Below are 20222 nucleotides of genomic sequence, written 5' to 3'. Positions count from 1 at the left end.
CATAACGGCTGCTTTTGTTCACGAAGACGCCCATTTCCACCTAGAGACGATTCGGCGGCTCTCACGGCAATAGCCCCCTACTCCTCCCCGACGAAGGTAACCTTCCCGTCCTCCAGCGATGCGATACGCACGAGGGACTCCACCCGATAGCCCGCTTCCTGAAGCAGCTTCCGGCCAGGCTGGAATGACTTTTCAATGACGATTCCGATGCCGGCCACCGCAGCCCCCGCCTGCTCCACAATCCGCGCAAGTCCAAAGGCGGCCTCGCCGTTGGCCAGAAAATCATCGACGATCAGCACCCGCTCGCCCTGACCAACGAACTTTTTGGAGACAGTGATTTCATTGGTCTCTCTTTTGGTGAAAGAATAGACCTTCTCCACGAAAATATCCTCCGTTAAGGTCAGCGATTTCTGCTTACGAGCGAAGATCAGAGGAACCCCGAACTCCAGCGCCGTCATAATGCCCGGAGCAATGCCCGAGGATTCAATGGTCAGCACCTTCGTAATTCCTTCCTCCGCGAACAGCTCCTTGAACTCGCGCCCGATTTCACGCATCAGGAACGGGTCCATCTGATGATTGAGAAAAGAGTCCACCTTTAGGACACCCTTGGCAAGCACAATGCCTTCGTTCATTACCTTTTGCTTTAACAATTCCATATGTAATCCTCCTTCTCCAATCCCGTTAAACTCAGCTGTAGGAAAGACCCATTCTTCCTCGAGGTTCCAGAAGGAGAGAATGGGTCTTTCACGGCCATCATAGACCTGACGGTTTCTGCGGCAGGAGGTTGCCAATGATAGATTTCAAATCATGATCCTCCCCGGACTTCCCGTCGCCGGCGTCATACTCCGTAATCCGGATTTGGGAATAGTCGGCACCCGGGTCCACAGGCTTGAATATCAACTTCTCCCGGTCGTCCAACCTTACGTTGAATTTCATCTCCTTGAACATGTCGATCAGCTGTCTCTCGTCCGGAACCGTTCCCTCGTCAATGAACAGCAGACCCCGCAGCGATTTCGGACCGCTCGAATGCAGCACCTCAAAATGTACGATACACTCCATTCTTCTTCACCCCCCTGGCATGGTTTGGGAATTCCAGTATACGCTAGCTGTCGTCCCGAGTGTTCCCCGGAGTTTGGATCTCCATAAGGTCCTCTTCGTCTTCTCCGTCACTTCCGATGTATTTGCGGTATATGCTCCCGTAGCGGTGGCCGTAGCGCCGTTCCAATTCGGGTCCCATATCCTGTTCCAGCTCAAACAGTACCATTTCCTGAGTAAAATGGCCCAGCAGAAGCTCCACCAGCACCCGGTGCTCCGTAACGACGGCCTGGACCGTTCCATCTCCTTCGCCGCCGCGCATGCCGAGCATACACCACCGGCGGTCGACCACAAAGGAGAATTTCCGCCCCTCGGATTCTCGCTCCTCAAGAGGCGGCCACGGAAGGTAAGTACTGGCGGCATTGCCGCCATCGAACGCCCAGAGCAGCCGCACGCCGCGGCGCTCGGCCTGTTCCAGCTCGCTGCGCAGCAGCGAGGCTTCCTCCCGCCACACATCGACGATGATCTCATGTTCCGCCGCATTCAGCTGACGGATCAGCGCATCCATCACATTGCGTTCGCCTTCCACATTATAAAAGGTGGTGCTGACCGAGCCTCCGCGCGGCATTTCGTTCTCGACGAAGGCCAGCGAAGCCTGAACCCGACCGGAAATCATCTTTGCCAGCTCATCCGGATCCAGAGCGCTGTACCGCGCGGGCTCCCCGTCGCCGCAGCGCACATAGCCCTGCTGGGTCAGGCGCTGGAGCGCGGCATACACATTCGACCTGGAGACGCCAAGCCGCTTCGCCACCTCGTATCCGGAAGATTGTCCGATCGCCGCCAGCTCCACCATGATTTTGGACTCCATTTCCGTAAAGCCCAGACTGCGCAGATGCAGCAGCAATTGTTCCATTCCTATCCCCCCCAAGGCCGGCTGAATGCAAGTTTAAATCTGTTCTGATCCGCAGCGCGGACACCACATGGAGCCTTTGGGCAGATCCGCCCGGCAAATCTGGCATTTTACCATCTCTCGCGGACCGGTATCCCCTTCCGCCTCTTCTTGCTCCTTCGAGTGCCAATCCCGGATGCGCCGGTCGAGCTCAAGCTGCCTTTCCCGCTCCCGCTCCAGTTCATCGGCAATTCGGCTTTCACTCTTCGGGTTCTGCACGTTCCCGGCGTATTCCTCCAGCGGAAGAGGCAGCTCCTCCTCTTCGCTCTCCATATACATATAGCCATAAGGCTCCTCCGGTCTCTGTTCCGGGGCCGCCTCCGGTTTATCCGGCAGGGCCGCTTCCGGTTCCTCGTGGAAAGCCTGGGCCGAAGTCTTCGCAGTCCGTTCCAGCTTGTGTCCGCAGTGCGGGCAGAAGTTGGCGTCCAGCCCTACAATATATCCGCATTTGCAGAGCCGTTCATTTTTAAGTTCGGCGATGCGTGAGCGCAGAGCGTCGATTTTATCCTGAAGCTTAAGGCAGGAACGGGAGTGCTCAATCATCTTGCCTTCGGCCAGCGTTAAATCCCTGGAGCGGTAGCCTTCATAAAAGAGCTTGCCCATCTTCATAAATTCCATTTCCATTTCACGTTCAATATCGGAAATCCCGCTGTTCAGCTTGCCGATCTCCACAGAGTTCTGCGCTTTTTCGCTAACCCGGTTGGCTCCGTCTTTAATGCGCTGCAACAGATTCATCGATAGTTCCTCCTTCTCATGGGTGAGCCAAAACACAAGCACCGCTTACGGAAAAACGGCTTCACCGCCCATAAGGAGGGTATCCGTTTCTACTAAGACTAAATGTCATATTAGCAGACGCATGCGGCGCCGCCTGAAACTATGACTCTATCATACCAAATGTGACGGTCAGATTCATTATTTGTCGCCTTATGTATAATAATGAAATAACTAGATTTATCCGGCAGCAGGCCAATTGGATACAGATGGTATTTTTTGCTTCCAGCCCTTCACTTCGGTTAAAATGAAAGGGGATTATAAATACGTACATTCGGGAGAGTATCCGTGAAAGAACAAAATAGCAGATCGCTGACGCTAGATCAACTGCAGGTTCACGTTCAGGATTTGGGCCACTGGGAACTAAATGAAGAACTGTCCAGACAGCTTGGCGAATTCAAAAAAATGCCCGCCCTTTACCGCCTTGCCCTGAATGAGCTGGAGAATAAAATTGAAACACTGAAGACCGAATGGGAAATGCGGGACGGTTACAGTCCGATCGAACATATCAAGCGCCGGATCAAGGAGCCGAAGAGCATCCTGCAAAAGTTGGAACGCAAAGGCCACGCCTTCAGCTTCGAAAATATTGAAAAACATATTCACGATATCGCCGGTATGCGGATTGTATGCGCCTTTGTCAAAGATATATACCGGCTGGCCGATCATTTGAGCAGCCGGGAGGATATTCGTGTGCTTGAAATCAAGGATTACATCGCCCATCCGAAGCCGAACGGGTATCAGAGCCTGCATGTGATTGTCGCCGTGCCGCTCATTCTCTTGGAAGGAACCCGCTGGGTAAAAGCCGAGATCCAGCTGCGCACGCTGGCTATGGATTTCTGGGCAAGCATGGAGCATATTCTCTACTACAAATTCGACCAGCAGCTTCCTCCCCATGTTGCGGAAGAGCTGAAGAGCGCCGCACGCGCCGCCGACGAGCTGGACAAGAAAATGCTGCGTCTGCGCAGGGAGATCCTAGAGCTGTCGGAAGGCATTGAGAATACTAAAGAGCAGAAATAACGAAGCCCCGTGGCATCCTCTATCCGCCGCGGGGCCTTTCTCTTTCACCCATACGCGCTTCATTATGGAAGCGCGGCAAACTCCGTTAAGACTGGTCATTTCGCCAAGTCTTTCGCCCGGCGGGCCGCAGCCTCTGCCGCCCGCCGCATAATAAGCTCAAGCCCTTCGTTCGCACGGGGCACATTGGGCAGAAGCGGCTGCCAGTCCTCCCCATGTGGCGGCAGGGAAGGAGAAACCGGTACAGGCCGGTCCCGGACTTCCGGAAACAGGGGACCCGGCTGGTGAAGCGAGCCCTCGGCTGCGGCTTCCGCCAGCCACTCCCCGGCGGATACCGCCGTGCCCTTCTTCTCCAGCCTTGCCAGCTCTGCAGACAGTGCTGCCGCGGGCACCGGCCCGGTTTCTTCCGCCGATGCGGCGCCGCCGTCCCTGGCCCAGAGAGCGAAGACCGCGTCCGTCAGTTCGCCCTTCGGCAGTCCGCGCAGCGCGAGCGCCGTCAGCGGCTCCTTCGCGAGCCGTTCTCTCACCTTCGCCATTGCCGCTTTGTCTCCGGCCTCTTTATCCGCGTCCGTAGGGTCCGAAAGCTCCGAGTCGTCCGGCCACAGCCCAAGTTCGGCCAGCCAGGCGGGCAGGCATCCTTTGAGCAGTCCGTATAATTCATGCGGACTCTCCGCCAGCCGTTCCACTACCTCCCTGCGCCGGGAAAGCGGCCACACCTCCATCTTCAGGACATGCCGGAATTTCGGGGAGGCCTGCTGTGGGTCCATGACCCCCTCTCCTTTCGCATGACCCTTGGCGGCCGTGCCGGATACGGGTGTCCATACCGCCGTGAGTACTCCCGGCGCGGCTTCGATCTGCATGTTCATCGTCTCCGTCATACCTTCCCTCCACCGCTTGCTTCCCTCGTTTTATTTGCGGATCGCTACATCCAATCCTGGTTTTGCAGCTCAATCAGTTCCTTCAACTCGTGATCGGACATTTCGGTGAGCCAGTTCTCTCCGGAACCGACGACCTGCTCGGACAGATTCTTTTTCCGTTCGATGAGTTCGTCGATCCGCTCCTCCAGTGTCCCTTGGCAGATCAGCTTGTGGACCTGAACATTCTTATGCTGCCCAATCCGGAAAGCGCGGTCCGTCGCCTGATTCTCCACTGCGGGGTTCCACCAGCGATCGTAATGCACGACATGATTGGCCCTTGTCAGGTTCAGCCCCACTCCGCCCGCTTTTAGCGAGAGGACGAAGAACGCCGTTCCCTCCCCTTCCTGAAAAGAGCGGACCATCTCGTCGCGATCCCTTTTTGAAACGCCACCGTGCAGAAACAGCGGCATTTTACCGTAGCGCTTGGCCAGTCTGTTCACCAGCAGCTCGCCCATCGACACATACTGGGTAAAAATGAGCGCCGACTCCCCAAGCTCCGCGATGCTGTCCAGCACCTCGAACATAGCCTCCATTTTACCGGACTGCTCGTTTCGGCCCTGACGGCCTTCCTCCTTGCGGAAGAGCTGCGGATGATCGCAGATTTGCTTCAGCTTCGTCAGCGAAGACAGAACCAGCCCCCGCCGCGCCATGCCGGAGCTTCCTCCGAGAGTATCCAGCATATCGTTCACAACGCTCTGATACAGCAGCGCCTGGTGCTCCGTCAGCGTGCAGTAGTTCTTCAGCTCGAGCTTCTCCGGAAGATCCTTGGAAATATCGGGGTCGCTCTTCAATCTCCGCAGCAGAAAAGGCGATACAAGCCGGTGCAGCTCCCGCAGCCGCTCCGCCCCTTCGCCGCTCCCGTAACGCTCGCGGAAGGAGTGATAGGTGCCGAGATAGCCCGGGTTCAGAAAATGAAAAATTGACCAAAGCTCTCCGAGCCTGTTCTCCACCGGCGTCCCGGTCATAGCGATCCGATGGGGAGCGGCGAGCCGCATGACGCTCTGCGCCTGCTTGGTTCGGTAATTTTTGATGTATTGGGCCTCGTCTAGCACAACGGTTGACCATGGCACCGAGGCAAGGTCCTCGCTGTCCCTGCCGGCCAAATGGTAAGTGGTAAGCACGATATCATGCCCTACGGCCTGTTCCCGGAAGGCTTCACCCCGCAATCTGCGGCTTCCATGATGAATATAGACGCTGAGCGAAGGCGAGAAGCGCAGCAGCTCCCGCTGCCAGTTGCCAAGCAGCGAGGTCGGACACAAAATAAGCACCGGATTCCGGCCGGCTGCGGCTTCTCCGCCGGCTGCCGTCTCACGGCCCAGCAGACAGGCAATCACCTGAACCGTCTTCCCGAGACCCATGTCGTCAGCGAGACAGACGCCAAAGCCCAACTCGCTCATAGCGCTCAGCCATTGATAGCCGCGCTCCTGATATGGACGCAGCGTCCCCTGCAGCTCCGGAGGGACCGGACGCGCGGGCAGACTCCGCACGGCGTCTCCGCGCATCAGCGAGGCGAGCAGACCAACGGTTTCCATGCCCGTAACGGGCATTCCCTTCCACAGCCGCTCTTCCCCTGCTTCCGCTTCAAGACGCATCCAGTCGGATGCGGACATTTCTCCGTTCTCATGGCGTTTCATGTACCGGAGCACCTGGCGGATTTCCTTCGGGTCCACTTCAATCCATTCTCCGCGGAACTTAATGAACGGCACTCCGGCAGCCAGCAGCGCTCCCAGTTCCTCCGCGCTGACGGAACTGTCGCCAAGCGACGCCTCGATCCTGAAGGAAACCAGCGTCTCCATGCCGAGCGCAAGCGGTTGGGTATCGCTTGGCATCTCCGGCAGCTGCATTTTCAGTCTCATGCCGATGCGGCGGCGCCCCTCTTTGCTCCAGCGCGACGGAAGCTGGACGGTAATTCCCCGATTGGTCAGCTCCTGCACGGTCTCCTTCAGGAAATAATACAGCCGTTCCGGCTCAAGATCCACGCCGGTCGGAGCGGGGAATTCGAGCGCCCGCGAAATATCCGGCGACAATTCCGCCGCCCGCCCCAGCGCCGCCAGCAGCTGTTCCTGAATTCCCTTATAGCGTTTGCCCCAAAGCATAAATTCTCGTTCACCGCTGCTCCAGACAGAGGCTGCGGGAAGCCAGAATCCGCTCTCTTCCCGTCCCTCTGCCCAAAAGGACAACCGCCAGATCTCACCGTCTTCTCCCGGCGGCTCCAGCCTAAGTCCAAGGCCAAGCTGTCCGCTCTGCTCCTCCGCTGCTCCGAAGTGCGGAATATCGCTGTCCGCCGCCGCGTTCACCTCCGCCAGCAGCTCCGTTACCTCGGCGGGCGTACCTTGAACGGGGATGTCGCGGCTGCCCGTAAGCAGGCTGTTCCACCACAGCTCGGTCAAAGGCGACCGCCCCCGGCGGTAGTTGGCCTTGAACGGGAGGAGCTCCTGCTCCATTCCGGCCACAACCCCTTTGACCTCCGCGTTGATCACAGCCTGAAGGAAGGAGTACAGCACGGCTGCTCCGGCTTCCTCCCGGGAAGCCGGTTCACCTCCCTGCAAGGCCGATGAACCAAGCGCCAGCACCGGCATCGAGGCGGAGAACCGCAGGAAAGCTTCCCGCTGACCGGGCTCCCTGCAGACGGGAACCCAGCAGGTCTCCGCCGCCAGTTCTCCGCCGCGCCGCCGCGAGCCGGCCGGCCGCGGAGACACGGCGCCCGGAGCGATTCCTCCCGTGGCGATCAGCTCAAGCGCAAAGCGGGCCGCAGCCGCCCAGTAGCCCATCTCTCCCCCGGGCTCAATGCCCTGCCGTTCGCAGAGCGCTTCGTCCCAGGACAGCAGCAGCTCAAACGCATCCTTCGGAGAAAGGGCAAGTCCCTCAAGCATTCTCCCGGCAAGCGGACGCCGCGCCGCCCTGCCTTCATTTCTGGCCACGGGATATTTTACTTCCGCCAAACGAAGCGCCGCGCCCGCGAAAGGACGATGCCCGTCAAGCTCCAGCCGCTTGACCACGCGAGTCCATGCATCTACTTTGGGTTCCGAAGTCTCACCGGAGAAGCAAAATAAAACATCCCCTAACCACATTGCATACAGATGCTTAGTCATCGTGATCTCCTGTCTTTTTGAACAAGCCAAAACGGGCAGCCCGTCCCCAGGTCGCTAGCGGCAGCCGTTTCAGCGAGGAAAATCAAGCTGGTCTATCTCTGCCGGTGGCAGAACACCTGAATTTCCAAAAAAGGTTTTATCTCCATCTTATACGAAAAAGCCGTGATTTAAAAATATTTCTGCATATTTACGATCCCGAATTTGCACCGCCTACCTAACTTTCGACAAATATGGAGGCCTGCCGCTCTTCATTTCCGTGACTTCTGGGTCAGATAGCCCGGCCGGAGCAATTATATTAATTTATCAGTACGCAAAAGAAAAGTCGGCGCTTAGGTGGATTCACCCTGTTCTTGGCGCCGACTTGCTTGAAAATTTCATCCGACCTCAGCAGGCAGTTGTTCCTTCAGCCAATGGTCGATGAAGTCCGCCACCTCTTCCCAGCCCGGCTGTGCGATAATCCAGTGGCTGCGGCCGGGGAATTCCTTGTAATCCGTTACGGCTCCGGACTTCTGATTGTAGAGACTGTAATTCTTACGAACCAAGCTGGCGGGAACGATCCGGTCAACTTCTCCGGCAATCATCAGCAGCGGTCCGCGGCTGCCATTGTTAAAGTTCACTTTGAACGGGCTGTTCGAAGCGAACGGGGCGGCTGCTCCCTGAAAAAAGATTCGCGTCGTCTCCGGCACCACATGCTCCCGGTAAGCCCGCTCCTGCTCGGCTTTGCCCAGCGTATTGACAAAGGCGTACTGAAACTCCTTGAGAGACATCATGAAGGTCTTACGCCAAGGCTTGGACAGAATGCCGAAGATGGAACGCGCCGTGGTCGGATAAGCTGCCGAGACCACTCCTTTGGCGCCCCCGGAATTAATGGCGATTCCCGCCAGCCCCAGCCCGCGGTCCATCATCAGCTGCGTCAGCAGTCCGCCGAAGGAATGACCGATAATAATCGGCTTCTCCGGCAGCGCCTTGATGATGCCGGCAAAGTAATTCGTCAGGTCATCCAGACCCAGCTTGCCGAGACCGGCTTCGGGATGGTTTCGCAGTTCAGCCACAGATTGACCGTGGAAAGGCCAGGCCGGCGCCAATACCTCAAAGCCTCTGGCTTTGAAATACCCCATTAACGGTTCAAAGCTTGCCGGTGTGACAAAGGCTCCGTGAATAAATACGATCGTCGGTTTTTTCATTGTAATCTTCTCCTTTGATTTGTTTATTAGTTACCTACTAGTAGGTAGGTCAACCGGAAAAAAATTTGTCTCTCTTCTTGCGGATTATTTCGCTATCGCTGTCTCCGGTGTAATCAATGGCACCAGGCGATTCTTCACCATACTGAACTGCCGTGCATCGTTAAATGCCCTTGAAGCCAGCAGCCCACCGTGCACACAAGCCAGAATGGAATGAGCGGTTTCCTCAATGGGAGCTTCCCCGCCGGCAAACCGGTTCTCCGCAGCCGCATCTCGCAGCAGCCGTGCCAGCCAATCCGTTATATCCCGGAAATGACCCCGAATCTCGCGGGTAACCTCTTCGGGCAGAATCGGAATCTCGGAGGCAAGCTGCGCACAAAGGCAAATATCTGTAGCCTTGCTCCGCAAAGACGCCTCCCAATAAGACAAGTACTGTTCAAGCTTCTCCCGCGGATCATTGGTCAGAGAATCGAGCTTCGACAGATTTGCCCGAACTTCCTGCCGGTATCTGCCCACCACATTTTGCACCAGATTGGCTTTGGAGGGGAAGTGGTAGTGAATGCTCGCCTTCTGGATACCGATCTCAGCAGCTACATCCGCATAGCTGAAAGCACTGTAACCTTTCTCCAATATCAGGCGGTTTGCCACGTTTATTATATGATCGGATCGGTTCATGTCCTTCACCTCTTGAACTCAGTATACCTACTAGTAGGTAGAATGTCAACAGCCGAAATTCTCTTTTTTAAAAAAACCTTTCCCGCTATCCTGCACATTGCCTGCAGTCGTCCCGGGAAAGGGTCTATGCGAATCCGGTCCCCCTATAAGGCTGGATTCCGGATCTCAATACAGCAATAAGCGTCCGCAGTTATTTTCTGCGCGCCACCACTTCAATCTCCACGAGTCCGTCTTTGGGCAGACGGGCGACCTCAACCGCGCTGCGCGCCGGATACGGCTCCTTAAAGAAAGAGCTGTACACCTCGTTCACAGCCGCAAAATCATTCATATCCTTCAAGAATACCGTCGTCTTCACAACGAGGTCCAGGGAAGCTCCCGCCTCTTCCAGAATGGCCTGTACGTTCGCCAGCGACTGGCGCGCCTGGGCCTGTACATCTCCCGCCAGTTCGCCCGTAACCGGGTCCAGTCCCAGTTGGCCGGAGGTGTATACCCAATTTCCGGCGGTAATGGCCTGGCTGTACGGACCGATGGCCCCCGGCGCTTTAGACGTAGCTACCTGCTTTTTGCTCATATCTCAATTTCCTCCCATTCATCTATTTACGTCCTCATTTTAAAGCCTTCTCTCTCTTTATTGCAAACATTCCGTATCGCCCCGGACCTGTTCGGAATCCGCAGCAAAGTCCCTTCCAAGCACTTGGATGACGTCATTCGGGTAGATATGCATCCCCTTCGGATCAGCCGCCGCAATATGGACCATGGCCCGCGCAACGGCCTCTCCCTTGATGGCGCGGTATTTTGCGGCTTTGCCGGCAAGCAAGAATTCCAGCTTCGTCATGAGCATCGCTGCAATGCGCTCTCCCCGCCTGTACTCCTCCCTCTCTCCCAGCAGGAGAGACGGGCGGAACAGATGCAGCCCCGGAAAGCCCGCGCGGCTTAAGCCCTCTTCCATCCGGCCTTTGGTCCGGCTGTAAAAATTGCGCGAATGCGGATTGGCCCCCATGGAGGATACCGCTAAGAATTGACTTACTCCGGCTTCCCGGGCAAGCTCCGCGGCCTGCACAGGATATTCCAGATCGACACGCTCGAAATTCTTCTGTGATCCGGCCTGTTTAATTGTCGTCCCGAGGCAGCAGAACACGGCGTCCGTTCCTTCAAACAACCCGCCGTACCGCTCCAGCTGCTTCCAATCGATCACATGCTGCTTCAGCCTTTCATGACGGATATCAAGCGGTCTGCGCACAAGCGCCCTCACTTCTTTCCAAGCTCCGCGCAAAAGCTCCTCCGTCACCGCCTTTCCCACAAGCCCGGTGGCGCCAAGCACCACTGCCTTTTTGTCCATGGATATTCTCCTTCAATAAATTTTAGACCGGGAATTACCCCGCGCAAGGTCTAGACATCCTTCAATATACGGCGCCCCAGCAGCATGATCAGAACGATCATCAGCCCTCCAATGATAAGCTGCATCCCGTATACCTGAACCCAGTGCGGCCACTCTTCGATCCACTCGTATACTTTACCGCCGACCAGCGGACCGAAGAACGACGCGAGTCCCGTAAGCGCCGCATACATCGCCATATACATCGGGCGCTCTTTTTTCGGCGTATCCCCAATGATGAAATTGAACGCCAGCTGGTTAAATCCGCCTACTCCCACTCCGAACACAATATGCACGGCCACCAGCACCAGAAGCGCCGGAAAAACAGACAGCAGCCCCCACAGCAGCGATGAGACCGCGATGATGGGCAGTGTCCAGAAGAGAAGGAGCTTGTTGCTGTACTTCGCGTTCAGATTGCCCCAGAAATAGAAGCTCGCCATCATGAACAAGGTCTGGAACACGTTAAGAAGCGACAGCGTTTGGTAATTGATGTGCAGCAGCTGCAGCATGACATAGGAATACAGCGGTACGGTCACATTTTGCAGCAGCAGCCAGAGCGAAAGAAACAACGTCGATTTCATAAACAGTCCATCGTGAAGGGGTTTCTTAAACATCGGCACAAACTTTCTTTCGTCTGATTTCTCAAAAGGCACATCGGGATAGAAGAAAAATACGACAATATTGGCCGTGGAAAATATCCATACCACAATATACAAGATCAGAAATCCCTGCCCGCCCGGGTAGTGGTCCAGAACAACGCCGCCCCCATACAGGACAAGGCTTCCCAAAGCGTTCAGCAGCGTGTTGCGGATACCAAAGTAGCGCCCCCGCACGCGCGGCGGAACCAGATCGCTGATTACCGAACTCCACAGCACTGCTCCGGCGGTATTCGCTGTAAAGGCAAGAGCGTACAGCGTAATGAAAGCGGTCACCCAAAGTGGACGGGGAAAAAGAAACGGGACAAGTCCGGTGGATGACCACAGCAGCCGGTGAAGACCGACAAAGGTAACCAGTGCCCACTTGCGGCTCGGCAGCCTCTGAATCAGAAAAGCCACCCCGACCTGCGCGACATTCACCAGCGTGGTAAGCGCTATCACAAAACCGATTTGTCCGGAAGAGGCGCCCAGATACAGCAGAAATCCGGTCAGAAACGGCCCCTGAAGCAGCACCTGAAAAATAGTCGCAGGCACGCCTTCCCATGTGGCCATATGCAGGTTCCTGCGGGATGTCGAAAATTTGCGGCCTCTTTTCCGGGAATAGGCTTCGGGGCGGTTTCTCATGATCTGCATGGCAGTATAAACACTCCTTTGGCACGGCTTTGTGCTTCATTTTACTCCGCGCCGCCCCAGCGTCAATACGTCAGAGTTACAAATATAATTGGAATTTTTATGCCTTGTCTTCTAGGGTTGCCGGGAGGTACAGAGAGAACGTGCTGCCCTGTCCCTCCTGGCTCTGCAGCGTAATAACCCCGCCGAGAAGCCGGGCCAGATCCCGGCTGATGGACAAGCCCAGTCCGGTTCCTCCGTACTGCCTGCTGATCGTCCCGTCCGCCTGCTGAAACGCCTCGAAAATCGTTAGCTGTTTGTCTTTCGGGATGCCGATGCCGCTGTCCGACACCGCCCACTCGATCCATGATGTTTCAAGCGCCCCCTGCCGCCGCTTCTCCTGCCGGACCGTCAGCGAAACGCCGCCCTTATGGGTGAACTTGAACGCATTCGAGAGAAGATTGCGCAGAATTTGCTGCATCCGCTGCGGATCGGAGACCAGCGTCTCCGGCAGGCCTTCTTCCAGCTTAACGGTAAAATCCAATCCTCTCTGCTTGGCGATCACATCGAACTGCTGGTAGAGCAGCATGGGAAGCTCGCTGATATTGACTTCTTCATGAACGATTTCCAGCTTGCCGGCTTCCACTTTGGACAAATCCAGGACATCATTGATCAGCAGTAGCAGTTCCTCGCCGGAGCGGTGAATAAGGCTTCCGTAAGTCTGAATCTCCTCTCTATCGGTCGAATCGTCGCTCTCAGCAATAAGCTCGGACAGATTGAGAATGCCATTTAAGGGAGTGCGCAGCTCATGCGACATATTGGCCAAAAATTCCGATTTATACTGGGATGCCAGCATCAGCTGCTTCGCCCGTTCTTCCAGAACGATTCTATTCTTGTAAAGTTCCTCCGTTTGTTCGGAGAGCAGCGCATTGGCCTGTTCGATCTGCCGCATTCGCTCATGCTCCAGATGAAAATCACGGGCAATCAGCGCAAACAGAACACTAAGTGCCATACCCGCCGGGAAAGTGATCGGCATAATCTTTGAAATATATTCATATAAGGGGATGACTCCGAATAGAATGATGTTGACCGCATTGAAGAAGTTGACTACCAGAATAATAATCAGGCCCTTGGTAGTCATGGACATGGACGAACGGCGAATCCAGGGGGAAATGGCAGCGCAAATGAAACCCAGAATCGAGAGATTGAGCATTCCTGCAGCCGCAGCCATATTAATTCCGAAGGTAAAACGCATTACGCCAGTCCCCACCCCGATCAAAATCAGAAGTAAAGGCTGCGGGTAAGCTATAGCGGAGATAATTAGCGGAACATAGCGCAAATCGAAAATAACCTGCTCATCCAGCCTGTAACCGAAGAAAGAGCTGAGCCAGCCTGCAAAGATAGCCATTATAATCCAGATTACCTGCTTGGTCCGTTCAGGAACACGGGAAATGGTGTGCTTGAACAGCAGATTGGCCAGATAAGCCAAAGTTATCAGCAGCGCCGTATTAACGAAAAATATTTTTATATACTCCATGCATTCACTCCCAAAAAACGCCAAATGATCTATCAATATTATATTAGCATATTAAATAATTAATTTTAATCATTTTGGCGCTCTCCCGCCTGAACGGAAGAAAAGCGCAAATCAGATCCGATTTGCGCTCTTTTTCATATGGAGAAAACGGGGCCAGGCTATATGCCAGCGTCCACCGAGCCCCAAGAAGCGATGCTGCTTAGGACTAATAGGCTCCTGCGGCGTTTCGGGAGTGCCCCGGGAGATACTTCGCGTTTCTGTCCATGTCTCTTCATCCGGCAGCATGTAATACCTGAAGTGATAAGTACAAGTGGTGTCTCCCTGCTGGGTAAGCACGCGGTCATTGCGGATCTCGATAATCCTCCCGGCAATCACATGGGACTTATACATAGACATCGCCTTCCTTTAATAGCAGTTATTTCATACTAGATAAAATTCAGGGACCATGGCTTTTCTACAGTAAAATTACCCTTCCATATTTAGGATGAATCTTCTCGGTTTTTAGGATGAATCTTCTTCATTTTTGGCCGAAACGAATCGGGTCGGATTTTGTCACATATTTTTTTATTATTTGGTTGATTAATCTATCAATTTATTCAAAACTTCGATATAATCGACCTATAAACGAAGCGTTATCTTACAAAGTGATTGTTTTCACAATTATATTGGAAGAATTATGCTAACATTTCTTCGGTAATCATTCAGAACAATTAAATTTTATCTATTAGTTTTAATCGATCCTACACCGATAAGATTAATAAGCCTAAGGCCCTAACTCCTCAGTGACAAAGATCATTTACATAGTGATATTCATCACATTTTTTTGTTGTTTCAATGTTTTACATTTTAATATATATATTTTAAATTTTCTTGGAGGTCATACCAACATGAGAAAAACTGCAGTAGTAATATCCAGCGCCCTGCTCCTCGGCTTGCTTGCCGCAGGCTGCGGCGATAGCAACAACAGCGCTCCAGCCGCCAGTACCGCCCCTGCCGAATCTACAGCTCCTTCGGCTGCAAGCAGCGCGGCTCCGTCAACAGATGCGGCCAAATACCAGGATGGCGTTTACTACGGCACTGTTCCTGTCGACGAAAAAACCGGCTGGCAAACTTACGCAATTCTGACCGTTGAAGGCGGCAAGATTACCAAAGTTGACTGGAACGCATTCAACGTCAACAACGCCGGCGATCTGAAGAAAAAGGTCTCCGAAGACGGCAAATACGGTCTCGTATCCAAAGGCGGCGCACAAGCCGAATGGCACGAACAGGCCGCCAAAGCAGAAGCGTTTCTGATCGAGAAGCAGGACCCTGCCGCCATTACATTTGATGCCGAAGGCCATACCGACGCGATTTCCGGCGTATCGGTACACGTTAATGACCTGGTTCAAGCAGCTCAAGCCGCTCTGGCCGCAGGCCCGGCTCAACCTGGAGCTTACAAAGACGGCGGATACCATGTCCAAGGCGAAATGGACGCCAATTCCGGCTGGGCTCCGACGGTTGACCTGTCCATTGCCAACGGCAATATCGTAGCTGCCAAATTCAGCGGCGTCGACAAAGACGGCAATGACAAGCAGCAATTTTCCCAAGACGGCAAGTACGGCATGAAGGAAAAGAATCCTAAAGCCCAAGCCGAATGGCATGAAGAAGCCATCAAGGCGCAGCAGTATTACCTGGCCAACCAAACCGCCGCTCCCGCATTCGACGCCGAAGGCAAGACCGATGCCATTTCCGGCGTGACGATCAGCGTAGGCGAATACTGGACCCTGGCGGAAAAAGCACTCGAAGGAGCGAAGTAATTCACGGCTCCTCTTGCATTAATCAGACGAACGAGGTGAGTTTCTTTTGAAGAAAATTGTGATTCTTGGCGGTGGCTACGGCGGCGTACTCACAGCCAAAAAACTCGCAAAGAAATTAAAAAACAATAAAGACGTCGAAATCAAACTGATCGACCGGAACCCCTACCACACTCTATTGACAGAGCTGCATGAGGTCTCCGCAAACCGCGCTCCCGAGGATTCGATCAAGATCGACCTGAAGAAAATTTTTGCCGGCCTCAAGGTGGACGTTGTCCTTGACGAGATCAGCGATATTGACTTCAAAGGCAAGAAGCTAACGTCCGAAAAAGCCGTCTACGAGTATGATTATCTCGTTATCGGCACGGGCAGCAAACCGACCTTCTTCGGAATTCCCGGCGCTGAAGAGAACACCTTCTCTTTCTGGTCCTATGATGACGCCGTGGCGCTGAAGCGCCAAATCCGCGACATGTTCACGCAGGCGGCCAAAGAGAAGAAACCGGAAGTTCGCCGTTCCATGCTGACCTTTGTCATTGTCGGCGCCGGCTTTACCGGCGTTGAGCTGGTAGGCGAAATGGCGGAATACCGCGAAGAGCTGTGCAAAGAGTTCTTTATCGATCCGAAAGAAGTACGGCTTGTCGTTGCCGATATGGCTCCGAAGATCCTGCCGATCCTGCCGGATAAGCTGATCCGCAAAGCTGAGGCGCATTTGCGCAAGCTGAACGTTGAGATCGTTACGGGCGCTAAGATCACCGAAGTGGGCAAAGGCAGCGTGGCCCTCGGCGAGAAGAATGTCGTGGCCGCTAACACCATTGTCTGGACTGCCGGCGTCGAAGGCTCCGAGCTTGTGGGCAAGCTTGATGTCCAACAGCAAGGACGCAAGCGCATTGTGACCAATGAGCATTTGGAAAGCGTAGATCACAAGAACGTATATGTTGTCGGCGACAACATTTTCTACATTGTCGAAGGCGAACAGCGTCCCGTTCCGCAAATGGTCGAGAATGCCGAGCTTGCGGCTCCGCTGATTGCCGGCAACATTGTCGCCGAAATTAACGGAACATCGAAAAAGGGATACAAACCGGCCTTCCATGGTACGATGGTATCGATCGGAAGCCGCTACGGCGTAGCCAATGTCGGCCTTCCGAACAAAATGTTCATGCTCACCGGATTTATGGCCATGTTCGCTAAGCATATGATCAATATCTACTATTTATCCGGTGTCGTCGGCTTCAATAAAGTATGGACTTACATGATGCACGAATTCTTCCACGTAGAGAACCGCAGAAGCTTCGTTGGCGGATATTTCTCCAAGCGTTCGCCTAACTTCTGGCTCGTTCCGCTCCGCATGCTGCTCGGCGGGATGTGGTTGTACGAGGGCATCGACAAGCTGAGGAAAATATGGGTAGACCCGAACAAGATCTTCCTGATTCCGGCAGCCCCGTATCTTAAAGACGCCACTTCGGCGGCAAGCGAAGCAGTGGACGCGGTTAAGACGACGGTAGATGCGCAATCGGCAGCCTCGGCGGTCGATACCGCCAAAGAAGCGGTCTCCGCGCTTCCGGTTCCGAAGTTCATTTACAACATTTCGAACTGGTTCATGGATCTCCTGTTCTATAAACCGGACGGCAACTTCACTTTTCTTGCTAAATGGTTCCAAATCGGCATGGTCTGCGCCGAAATCGTGCTGGGTATCATGCTCATCGTTGGCCTGTTCACCGCGATCGCTTCAATTGCGACGATAGGCATGGCCATCATGATCTGGACAACCAAAATGGCAGCCACAGAAATGCTCTGGTATGTGGCCGCGGCAATCGCCTGCATCGGCGGTTCCGGCAGCGTCTTCGGTCTCGATTACTATGTTCTGCCTTGGCTTAAGAAGCAATGGAAGAAAGTTCCGTTCGTAAGGCGCTGGTATTTGTATACCGACTGAAAGCTCTGAATTCATCGGTTCATCTGCCCGGGCATCATACAATAGCCATTCGTTACAAACATTATATAATTGATTGATGTGTTTTCTGTGTAATCATACAAGCTTAATAACCAAACTTTATGGAGTAATGTGTCCTTCAGGCACATTACTCTCCTTATTTAAGAGTGGTTTTGCGGGAGGATTCGGACGTTTGGCCGCTTCCGGAAAAACCGACAAGAAGGAGAGAATCCCGTGAACAGGCACCTCATTGGGGATACCATCCGGCTGCTCCAGGCTGAATTGTCGCCCATCGCCGGAATTCAGCTTCCTCTCTCTCCCGGGGAAGGCGAAGATCTTCTCTCGGTAATGGAAGGCTTCAATCTGGAATACAGCCGCCAACTGCATCTGATGGGTATTTATATCATTCTTACCCAGGCAGCCCGGTATCATATGGAATGCACTGCAAATCATCCGGGCTTGATCCGCAATGTGCTGGATGGAGATTATTTATACAGCTTCTACCTTCAATTCGCCCTAAAGTATCGTGAACTGGATCTCGTAGTCCATCTGGCTCCTTTTATTAAGCAGCAGCAGATCAGAAGGTCGAACGGGGACTATGCCGAGCAGAACCTCATAGCTCAAATCGGACAGTTCCTGAATGCAGAATTTAAAAAAACGGCAAATCGGAAAAGTGTTAGAACAGGTGGGATAGCACCAACATGAAGCTTCACGAAGCCTTGAATATCGACATTGCAGAAGTTAACCGTGAAATTGAACGCCTGGTAACGAGCGACAAGGATGTCCCGAGCGGCTCTCCGCTGGCGACAAGCGTCCTCGAGCTTATCGCCTCCGGCGGTAAACGGCTTCGCCCGCTTATGGTGATTGTCGGAAGCCGGTTCGGCCGGAAGAGAACCAGCCGCCGTACGCTTCAGCTCGCCGCAGCGGCCGAGTTCATCCATGCCGCCTCGCTCGTTCATGACGATATCATCGACGACGCCAAGCTGCGGCGCGGCAGTCCCGCCCTGCATACCAAGACGGGAGTCCTCTCCGCCGTCCATGTCGGCAATTACATGTCGGCACGGGTGATCGAACTGCTAAGCAAGCAGGCAAAGAATAAAAACCGTTATGTGCATGATCTGTCGGCTGTCGCCACCGCCCAGCTGTGCATCGGGGAATATCAGCAGATGGAGCACGCTTACGATTACGATATTACTATGGATGAATATCTGGAGAAATCGCTCAACAAAACGGCTCTTCTGATGGCGACCTGCCTTCGTGTGGGAGCGCTGTCGGCCGAATGCACGGAGGAGACGGCCTCCACATTATACGCGTTCGGCGAGGCGCTCGGCATCGCCTTTCAGATACAGGACGATCTGCTGGACTTCACCCAATCGTCAGAGACGCTCGGCAAGCCTGCCGGCAGCGATCTCCGCCACGGCCAGGTCACCCTGCCCGTAATCTACGCGCTGCAGAACCCCAGGATCGCGGCCCATATCCGCCGCATCGGCCCCCATTCCTCCGAAGCCGATGCCCGGGATGCTCTGGCGGCAATCTCCGGCAGCGATGCGCTCGCCCGTACGGAAGAAACGAGCCGCCGTTATCTGGAACAGGCGGCCGCCATCGCGGAGCAGCTGTCCTCCTACCCGGCGCATGCCGATCTCAAAACGCTGATAGCATACTTTGCGGGAAGAGACCGCTGAAAAAGCCTAGCCTCATAGAAGCCGCTGAATGTAAAACAGCCGCCCTCTCCAGTTAATAGGAGAGGGCGGCTGTTTTCCGTTATATATAGTCCAATCATTTAGCTAACGTAAAAATAATCAACCAGCGAACAAACCAAAATGACCATGCTGATCACCTGATTCAGATTGTAGGAGGCCACCTTCATCAGCTGCCGGTTCGAAGGCTTGATGATTTTATGCTCCGTCATCAGAAGCAAGGTCGCTATACCGATGCCGGCAAGATACATCCAGCCGAGACCGCGCCACAGGTATAGAAACAGCAGCAGCATTATCATGATAAAATGCAGCGCTCCGGCAATGCGCAGTGCGTTCTGAAGCCCGAAATAACTGGGAATGGACCACAGCCCGATGCGGCGGTCGAATTCGATATCCTGGGTGCCGTATATAATATCGAAGCCGGCGATCCACAGCATGACGACCGTGCCGATGACAAAAGGCGTAAACGCTATTTGTCCGGTTACCGCAAACCACGCGCCGATCGGAGCCGAAGCGATGACGAATCCAAGGTACAGATGGCTGAGATAGGTGAACCGTTTAGTATAAGAGTAAGATGAGACCAGCACAATCGCCACCGGCGAGAGGATCAGGCACAGCAGATTCAGCATGCCCGAAGCGGCAATGAAAATCATATAGTTGACGACGATGAATGCGGCGACTTCCTTCTCGGCCAGCAGCTGCTGAGGCAGATGCCGGTGCGCCGTCCGCGGATTCTGGCCGTCAAAGGTACGGTCAACGAGTCGGTTGAAGGCATTGGCGCCGTTGCGCGCGCCGATAAGGGCGATCAGCCCCCACAGCATAATATGGCTCGAGGGCCAGCCGCCAGCCGCCCACACCATAGATATAACGGCAAAGGGCAGCGAGAACAGCGTATGCGAGAACATGACCAGCTCGCTGAACATTTTAAGTTTATGCACCGCGATTTTGCAGGCGTTAATAATGACCATTGGTTACTTCCCCATTCTTCTCTTGT

General features: G+C 54.3%; 20 protein-coding genes. 6 read left to right on the top strand and 14 right to left on the bottom strand.

Translation table 11 applies throughout. The annotated features are described in order from the left end of the window. Positions 1-77 precede the first annotated feature (77 nt). The 4 genes from KP014_RS05540 to KP014_RS05525 all read right to left on the bottom strand — a co-directional run bounded on the left by KP014_RS05540 (position 78) and on the right by KP014_RS05525 (position 2719). Complete coding sequence (locus tag KP014_RS05540) at positions 78-656, bottom strand: xanthine phosphoribosyltransferase (RefSeq protein WP_036591104.1); 579 nt, start codon at positions 654-656, stop codon at positions 78-80. Positions 657-753: 97 nt separating this feature from the next. Further along, positions 754-1059 (bottom strand): hypothetical protein, encoded by a 306-nt coding sequence (locus KP014_RS05535; RefSeq protein WP_036591106.1) that lies wholly within the window; start codon positions 1057-1059, stop codon positions 754-756. 43 nt (positions 1060-1102) lie between these two features. Beyond that, positions 1103-1948, bottom strand: coding sequence for a TrmB family transcriptional regulator (locus KP014_RS05530; RefSeq protein ID WP_036591109.1), 846 nt, complete (start codon positions 1946-1948; stop codon positions 1103-1105). Positions 1949-1981: 33 nt separating this feature from the next. Beyond that, on the bottom strand, positions 1982-2719 hold the full coding sequence (locus KP014_RS05525; protein ID WP_036591112.1) for a zinc ribbon domain-containing protein: 738 nt from the start codon (positions 2717-2719) through the stop codon (positions 1982-1984). A 441-nt stretch (positions 2720-3160) separates the two neighbouring features. Between KP014_RS05525 and KP014_RS05520 the strand changes: the two genes are divergently transcribed. Next, a complete protein-coding gene (locus KP014_RS05520) occupies positions 3161-3772 on the top strand; it encodes a GTP pyrophosphokinase (protein ID WP_090834732.1) in 612 nt (203 codons plus the stop codon). A 95-nt stretch (positions 3773-3867) separates the two neighbouring features. On the opposite strand, the gene KP014_RS05515 is transcribed toward KP014_RS05520, so the two are convergent. After that, positions 3868-4647 (bottom strand): hypothetical protein, encoded by a 780-nt coding sequence (locus KP014_RS05515; RefSeq protein ID WP_090834723.1) that lies wholly within the window; start codon positions 4645-4647, stop codon positions 3868-3870. Positions 4648-4691: 44 nt separating this feature from the next. Further along, the gene (locus KP014_RS05510; protein ID WP_090834724.1) at positions 4692-7778 is read right to left on the bottom strand and encodes a DEAD/DEAH box helicase; all 3087 of its coding nucleotides are present in this window, start codon (positions 7776-7778) and stop codon (positions 4692-4694) included. A gap of 17 nt (positions 7779-7795) precedes the next feature. Between KP014_RS05510 and KP014_RS05505 the strand changes: the two genes are divergently transcribed. Next, positions 7796-7996 carry a hypothetical protein gene (locus KP014_RS05505; RefSeq protein ID WP_139210667.1) on the top strand — a complete coding sequence of 67 codons (201 nt, stop codon included), beginning with the start codon at positions 7796-7798 and terminating at the stop codon, positions 7994-7996. A 156-nt stretch (positions 7997-8152) separates the two neighbouring features. Here KP014_RS05505 and KP014_RS05500 read toward each other — a convergent pair whose 3' ends face one another. The 7 genes from KP014_RS05500 to KP014_RS05470 form a co-directional block, all read right to left on the bottom strand. Further along, the gene (locus KP014_RS05500; protein ID WP_036596043.1) at positions 8153-8962 is read right to left on the bottom strand and encodes an alpha/beta hydrolase; all 810 of its coding nucleotides are present in this window, start codon (positions 8960-8962) and stop codon (positions 8153-8155) included. Between the two features lie 84 nt (positions 8963-9046). After that, the gene (locus KP014_RS05495) at positions 9047-9607 is read right to left on the bottom strand and encodes a TetR/AcrR family transcriptional regulator (protein WP_216700457.1); all 561 of its coding nucleotides are present in this window, start codon (positions 9605-9607) and stop codon (positions 9047-9049) included. Between the two features lie 217 nt (positions 9608-9824). Further along, positions 9825-10205 carry a RidA family protein gene (locus KP014_RS05490; RefSeq protein ID WP_036596038.1) on the bottom strand — a complete coding sequence of 127 codons (381 nt, stop codon included), beginning with the start codon at positions 10203-10205 and terminating at the stop codon, positions 9825-9827. Between the two features lie 57 nt (positions 10206-10262). Further along, complete coding sequence (locus tag KP014_RS05485) at positions 10263-10973, bottom strand: NAD(P)H-binding protein (RefSeq protein WP_036596037.1); 711 nt, start codon at positions 10971-10973, stop codon at positions 10263-10265. A 50-nt stretch (positions 10974-11023) separates the two neighbouring features. Next, entirely contained in the window at positions 11024-12298 is a 1275-nt protein-coding gene (locus KP014_RS05480) for an MFS transporter (RefSeq protein ID WP_051500152.1), read from the bottom strand. Between the two features lie 97 nt (positions 12299-12395). After that, entirely contained in the window at positions 12396-13811 is a 1416-nt protein-coding gene (locus KP014_RS05475) for an ATP-binding protein (RefSeq protein ID WP_036596035.1), read from the bottom strand. 111 nt (positions 13812-13922) lie between these two features. Continuing rightward, the gene (locus tag KP014_RS05470) at positions 13923-14201 is read right to left on the bottom strand and encodes a hypothetical protein (protein ID WP_036596034.1); all 279 of its coding nucleotides are present in this window, start codon (positions 14199-14201) and stop codon (positions 13923-13925) included. 497 nt (positions 14202-14698) lie between these two features. On the opposite strand from KP014_RS05470, the gene KP014_RS05465 reads away from it, so the two are divergent. The 4 genes from KP014_RS05465 (at position 14699) to KP014_RS05450 (ending at position 19213) form a co-directional block, all read left to right on the top strand. Next, a complete protein-coding gene (locus KP014_RS05465; protein ID WP_036596032.1) occupies positions 14699-15607 on the top strand; it encodes a hypothetical protein in 909 nt (302 codons plus the stop codon). A gap of 46 nt (positions 15608-15653) precedes the next feature. After that, positions 15654-17534: an FAD-dependent oxidoreductase gene (locus KP014_RS05460; protein WP_036596030.1), complete on the top strand. Its 1881-nt coding sequence runs from the start codon at positions 15654-15656 to the stop codon at positions 17532-17534. A gap of 231 nt (positions 17535-17765) precedes the next feature. After that, entirely contained in the window at positions 17766-18236 is a 471-nt protein-coding gene (locus KP014_RS05455; RefSeq protein WP_036596027.1) for a hypothetical protein, read from the top strand. Further along, a complete protein-coding gene (locus KP014_RS05450; RefSeq protein WP_090834726.1) occupies positions 18233-19213 on the top strand; it encodes a polyprenyl synthetase family protein in 981 nt (326 codons plus the stop codon). Before KP014_RS05455 ends, KP014_RS05450 begins: the two co-directional genes overlap by 4 nt. Positions 19214-19311: 98 nt before the next feature. Here the strand turns inward: KP014_RS05450 and KP014_RS05445 are convergent, their stop codons facing one another. Next, positions 19312-20196 carry a UbiA-like polyprenyltransferase gene (locus tag KP014_RS05445; protein ID WP_036597253.1) on the bottom strand — a complete coding sequence of 295 codons (885 nt, stop codon included), beginning with the start codon at positions 20194-20196 and terminating at the stop codon, positions 19312-19314. Between the last annotated feature and the right edge of the window lie 26 nt (positions 20197-20222).

Origin of the sequence: Paenibacillus sophorae (assembly GCF_018966525.1) — a bacterium.
Lineage (GTDB): Bacteria > Bacillota > Bacilli > Paenibacillales > Paenibacillaceae > Paenibacillus_AQ > Paenibacillus_AQ sophorae.
The sequence above is the reverse complement of the archived record's forward strand: the minus strand, read 5'-3'. Positions and strand labels throughout refer to the sequence as shown.

What these genes read in the sequence shown, in the direction of transcription:
- KP014_RS05540 (WP_036591104.1), bottom strand. Translation starts at nt 656, where the DNA reads ATGGAATTGTTAAAGCAAAAGGTAATGAACGAAGGCATTGTGCTTGCC.
- KP014_RS05480 (WP_051500152.1), bottom strand. Translation starts at nt 12,298, where the DNA reads ATGCAGATCATGAGAAACCGCCCCGAAGCCTATTCCCGGAAAAGAGGC.
- KP014_RS05490 (WP_036596038.1), bottom strand. Translation starts at nt 10,205, where the DNA reads ATGAGCAAAAAGCAGGTAGCTACGTCTAAAGCGCCGGGGGCCATCGGT.
- KP014_RS05450 (WP_090834726.1), top strand. Translation starts at nt 18,233, where the DNA reads ATGAAGCTTCACGAAGCCTTGAATATCGACATTGCAGAAGTTAACCGT.
- KP014_RS05510 (WP_090834724.1), bottom strand. Translation starts at nt 7,778, where the DNA reads ATGACTAAGCATCTGTATGCAATGTGGTTAGGGGATGTTTTATTTTGC.
- KP014_RS05530 (WP_036591109.1), bottom strand. Translation starts at nt 1,948, where the DNA reads ATGGAACAATTGCTGCTGCATCTGCGCAGTCTGGGCTTTACGGAAATG.
- KP014_RS05535 (WP_036591106.1), bottom strand. Translation starts at nt 1,059, where the DNA reads ATGGAGTGTATCGTACATTTTGAGGTGCTGCATTCGAGCGGTCCGAAA.
- KP014_RS05475 (WP_036596035.1), bottom strand. Translation starts at nt 13,811, where the DNA reads ATGGAGTATATAAAAATATTTTTCGTTAATACGGCGCTGCTGATAACT.
- KP014_RS05515 (WP_090834723.1), bottom strand. Translation starts at nt 4,647, where the DNA reads ATGACGGAGACGATGAACATGCAGATCGAAGCCGCGCCGGGAGTACTC.
- KP014_RS05500 (WP_036596043.1), bottom strand. Translation starts at nt 8,962, where the DNA reads ATGAAAAAACCGACGATCGTATTTATTCACGGAGCCTTTGTCACACCG.
- KP014_RS05465 (WP_036596032.1), top strand. Translation starts at nt 14,699, where the DNA reads ATGAGAAAAACTGCAGTAGTAATATCCAGCGCCCTGCTCCTCGGCTTG.
- KP014_RS05485 (WP_036596037.1), bottom strand. Translation starts at nt 10,973, where the DNA reads ATGGACAAAAAGGCAGTGGTGCTTGGCGCCACCGGGCTTGTGGGAAAG.
- KP014_RS05470 (WP_036596034.1), bottom strand. Translation starts at nt 14,201, where the DNA reads ATGTATAAGTCCCATGTGATTGCCGGGAGGATTATCGAGATCCGCAAT.
- KP014_RS05525 (WP_036591112.1), bottom strand. Translation starts at nt 2,719, where the DNA reads ATGAATCTGTTGCAGCGCATTAAAGACGGAGCCAACCGGGTTAGCGAA.
- KP014_RS05520 (WP_090834732.1), top strand. Translation starts at nt 3,161, where the DNA reads ATGCCCGCCCTTTACCGCCTTGCCCTGAATGAGCTGGAGAATAAAATT.
- KP014_RS05445 (WP_036597253.1), bottom strand. Translation starts at nt 20,196, where the DNA reads ATGGTCATTATTAACGCCTGCAAAATCGCGGTGCATAAACTTAAAATG.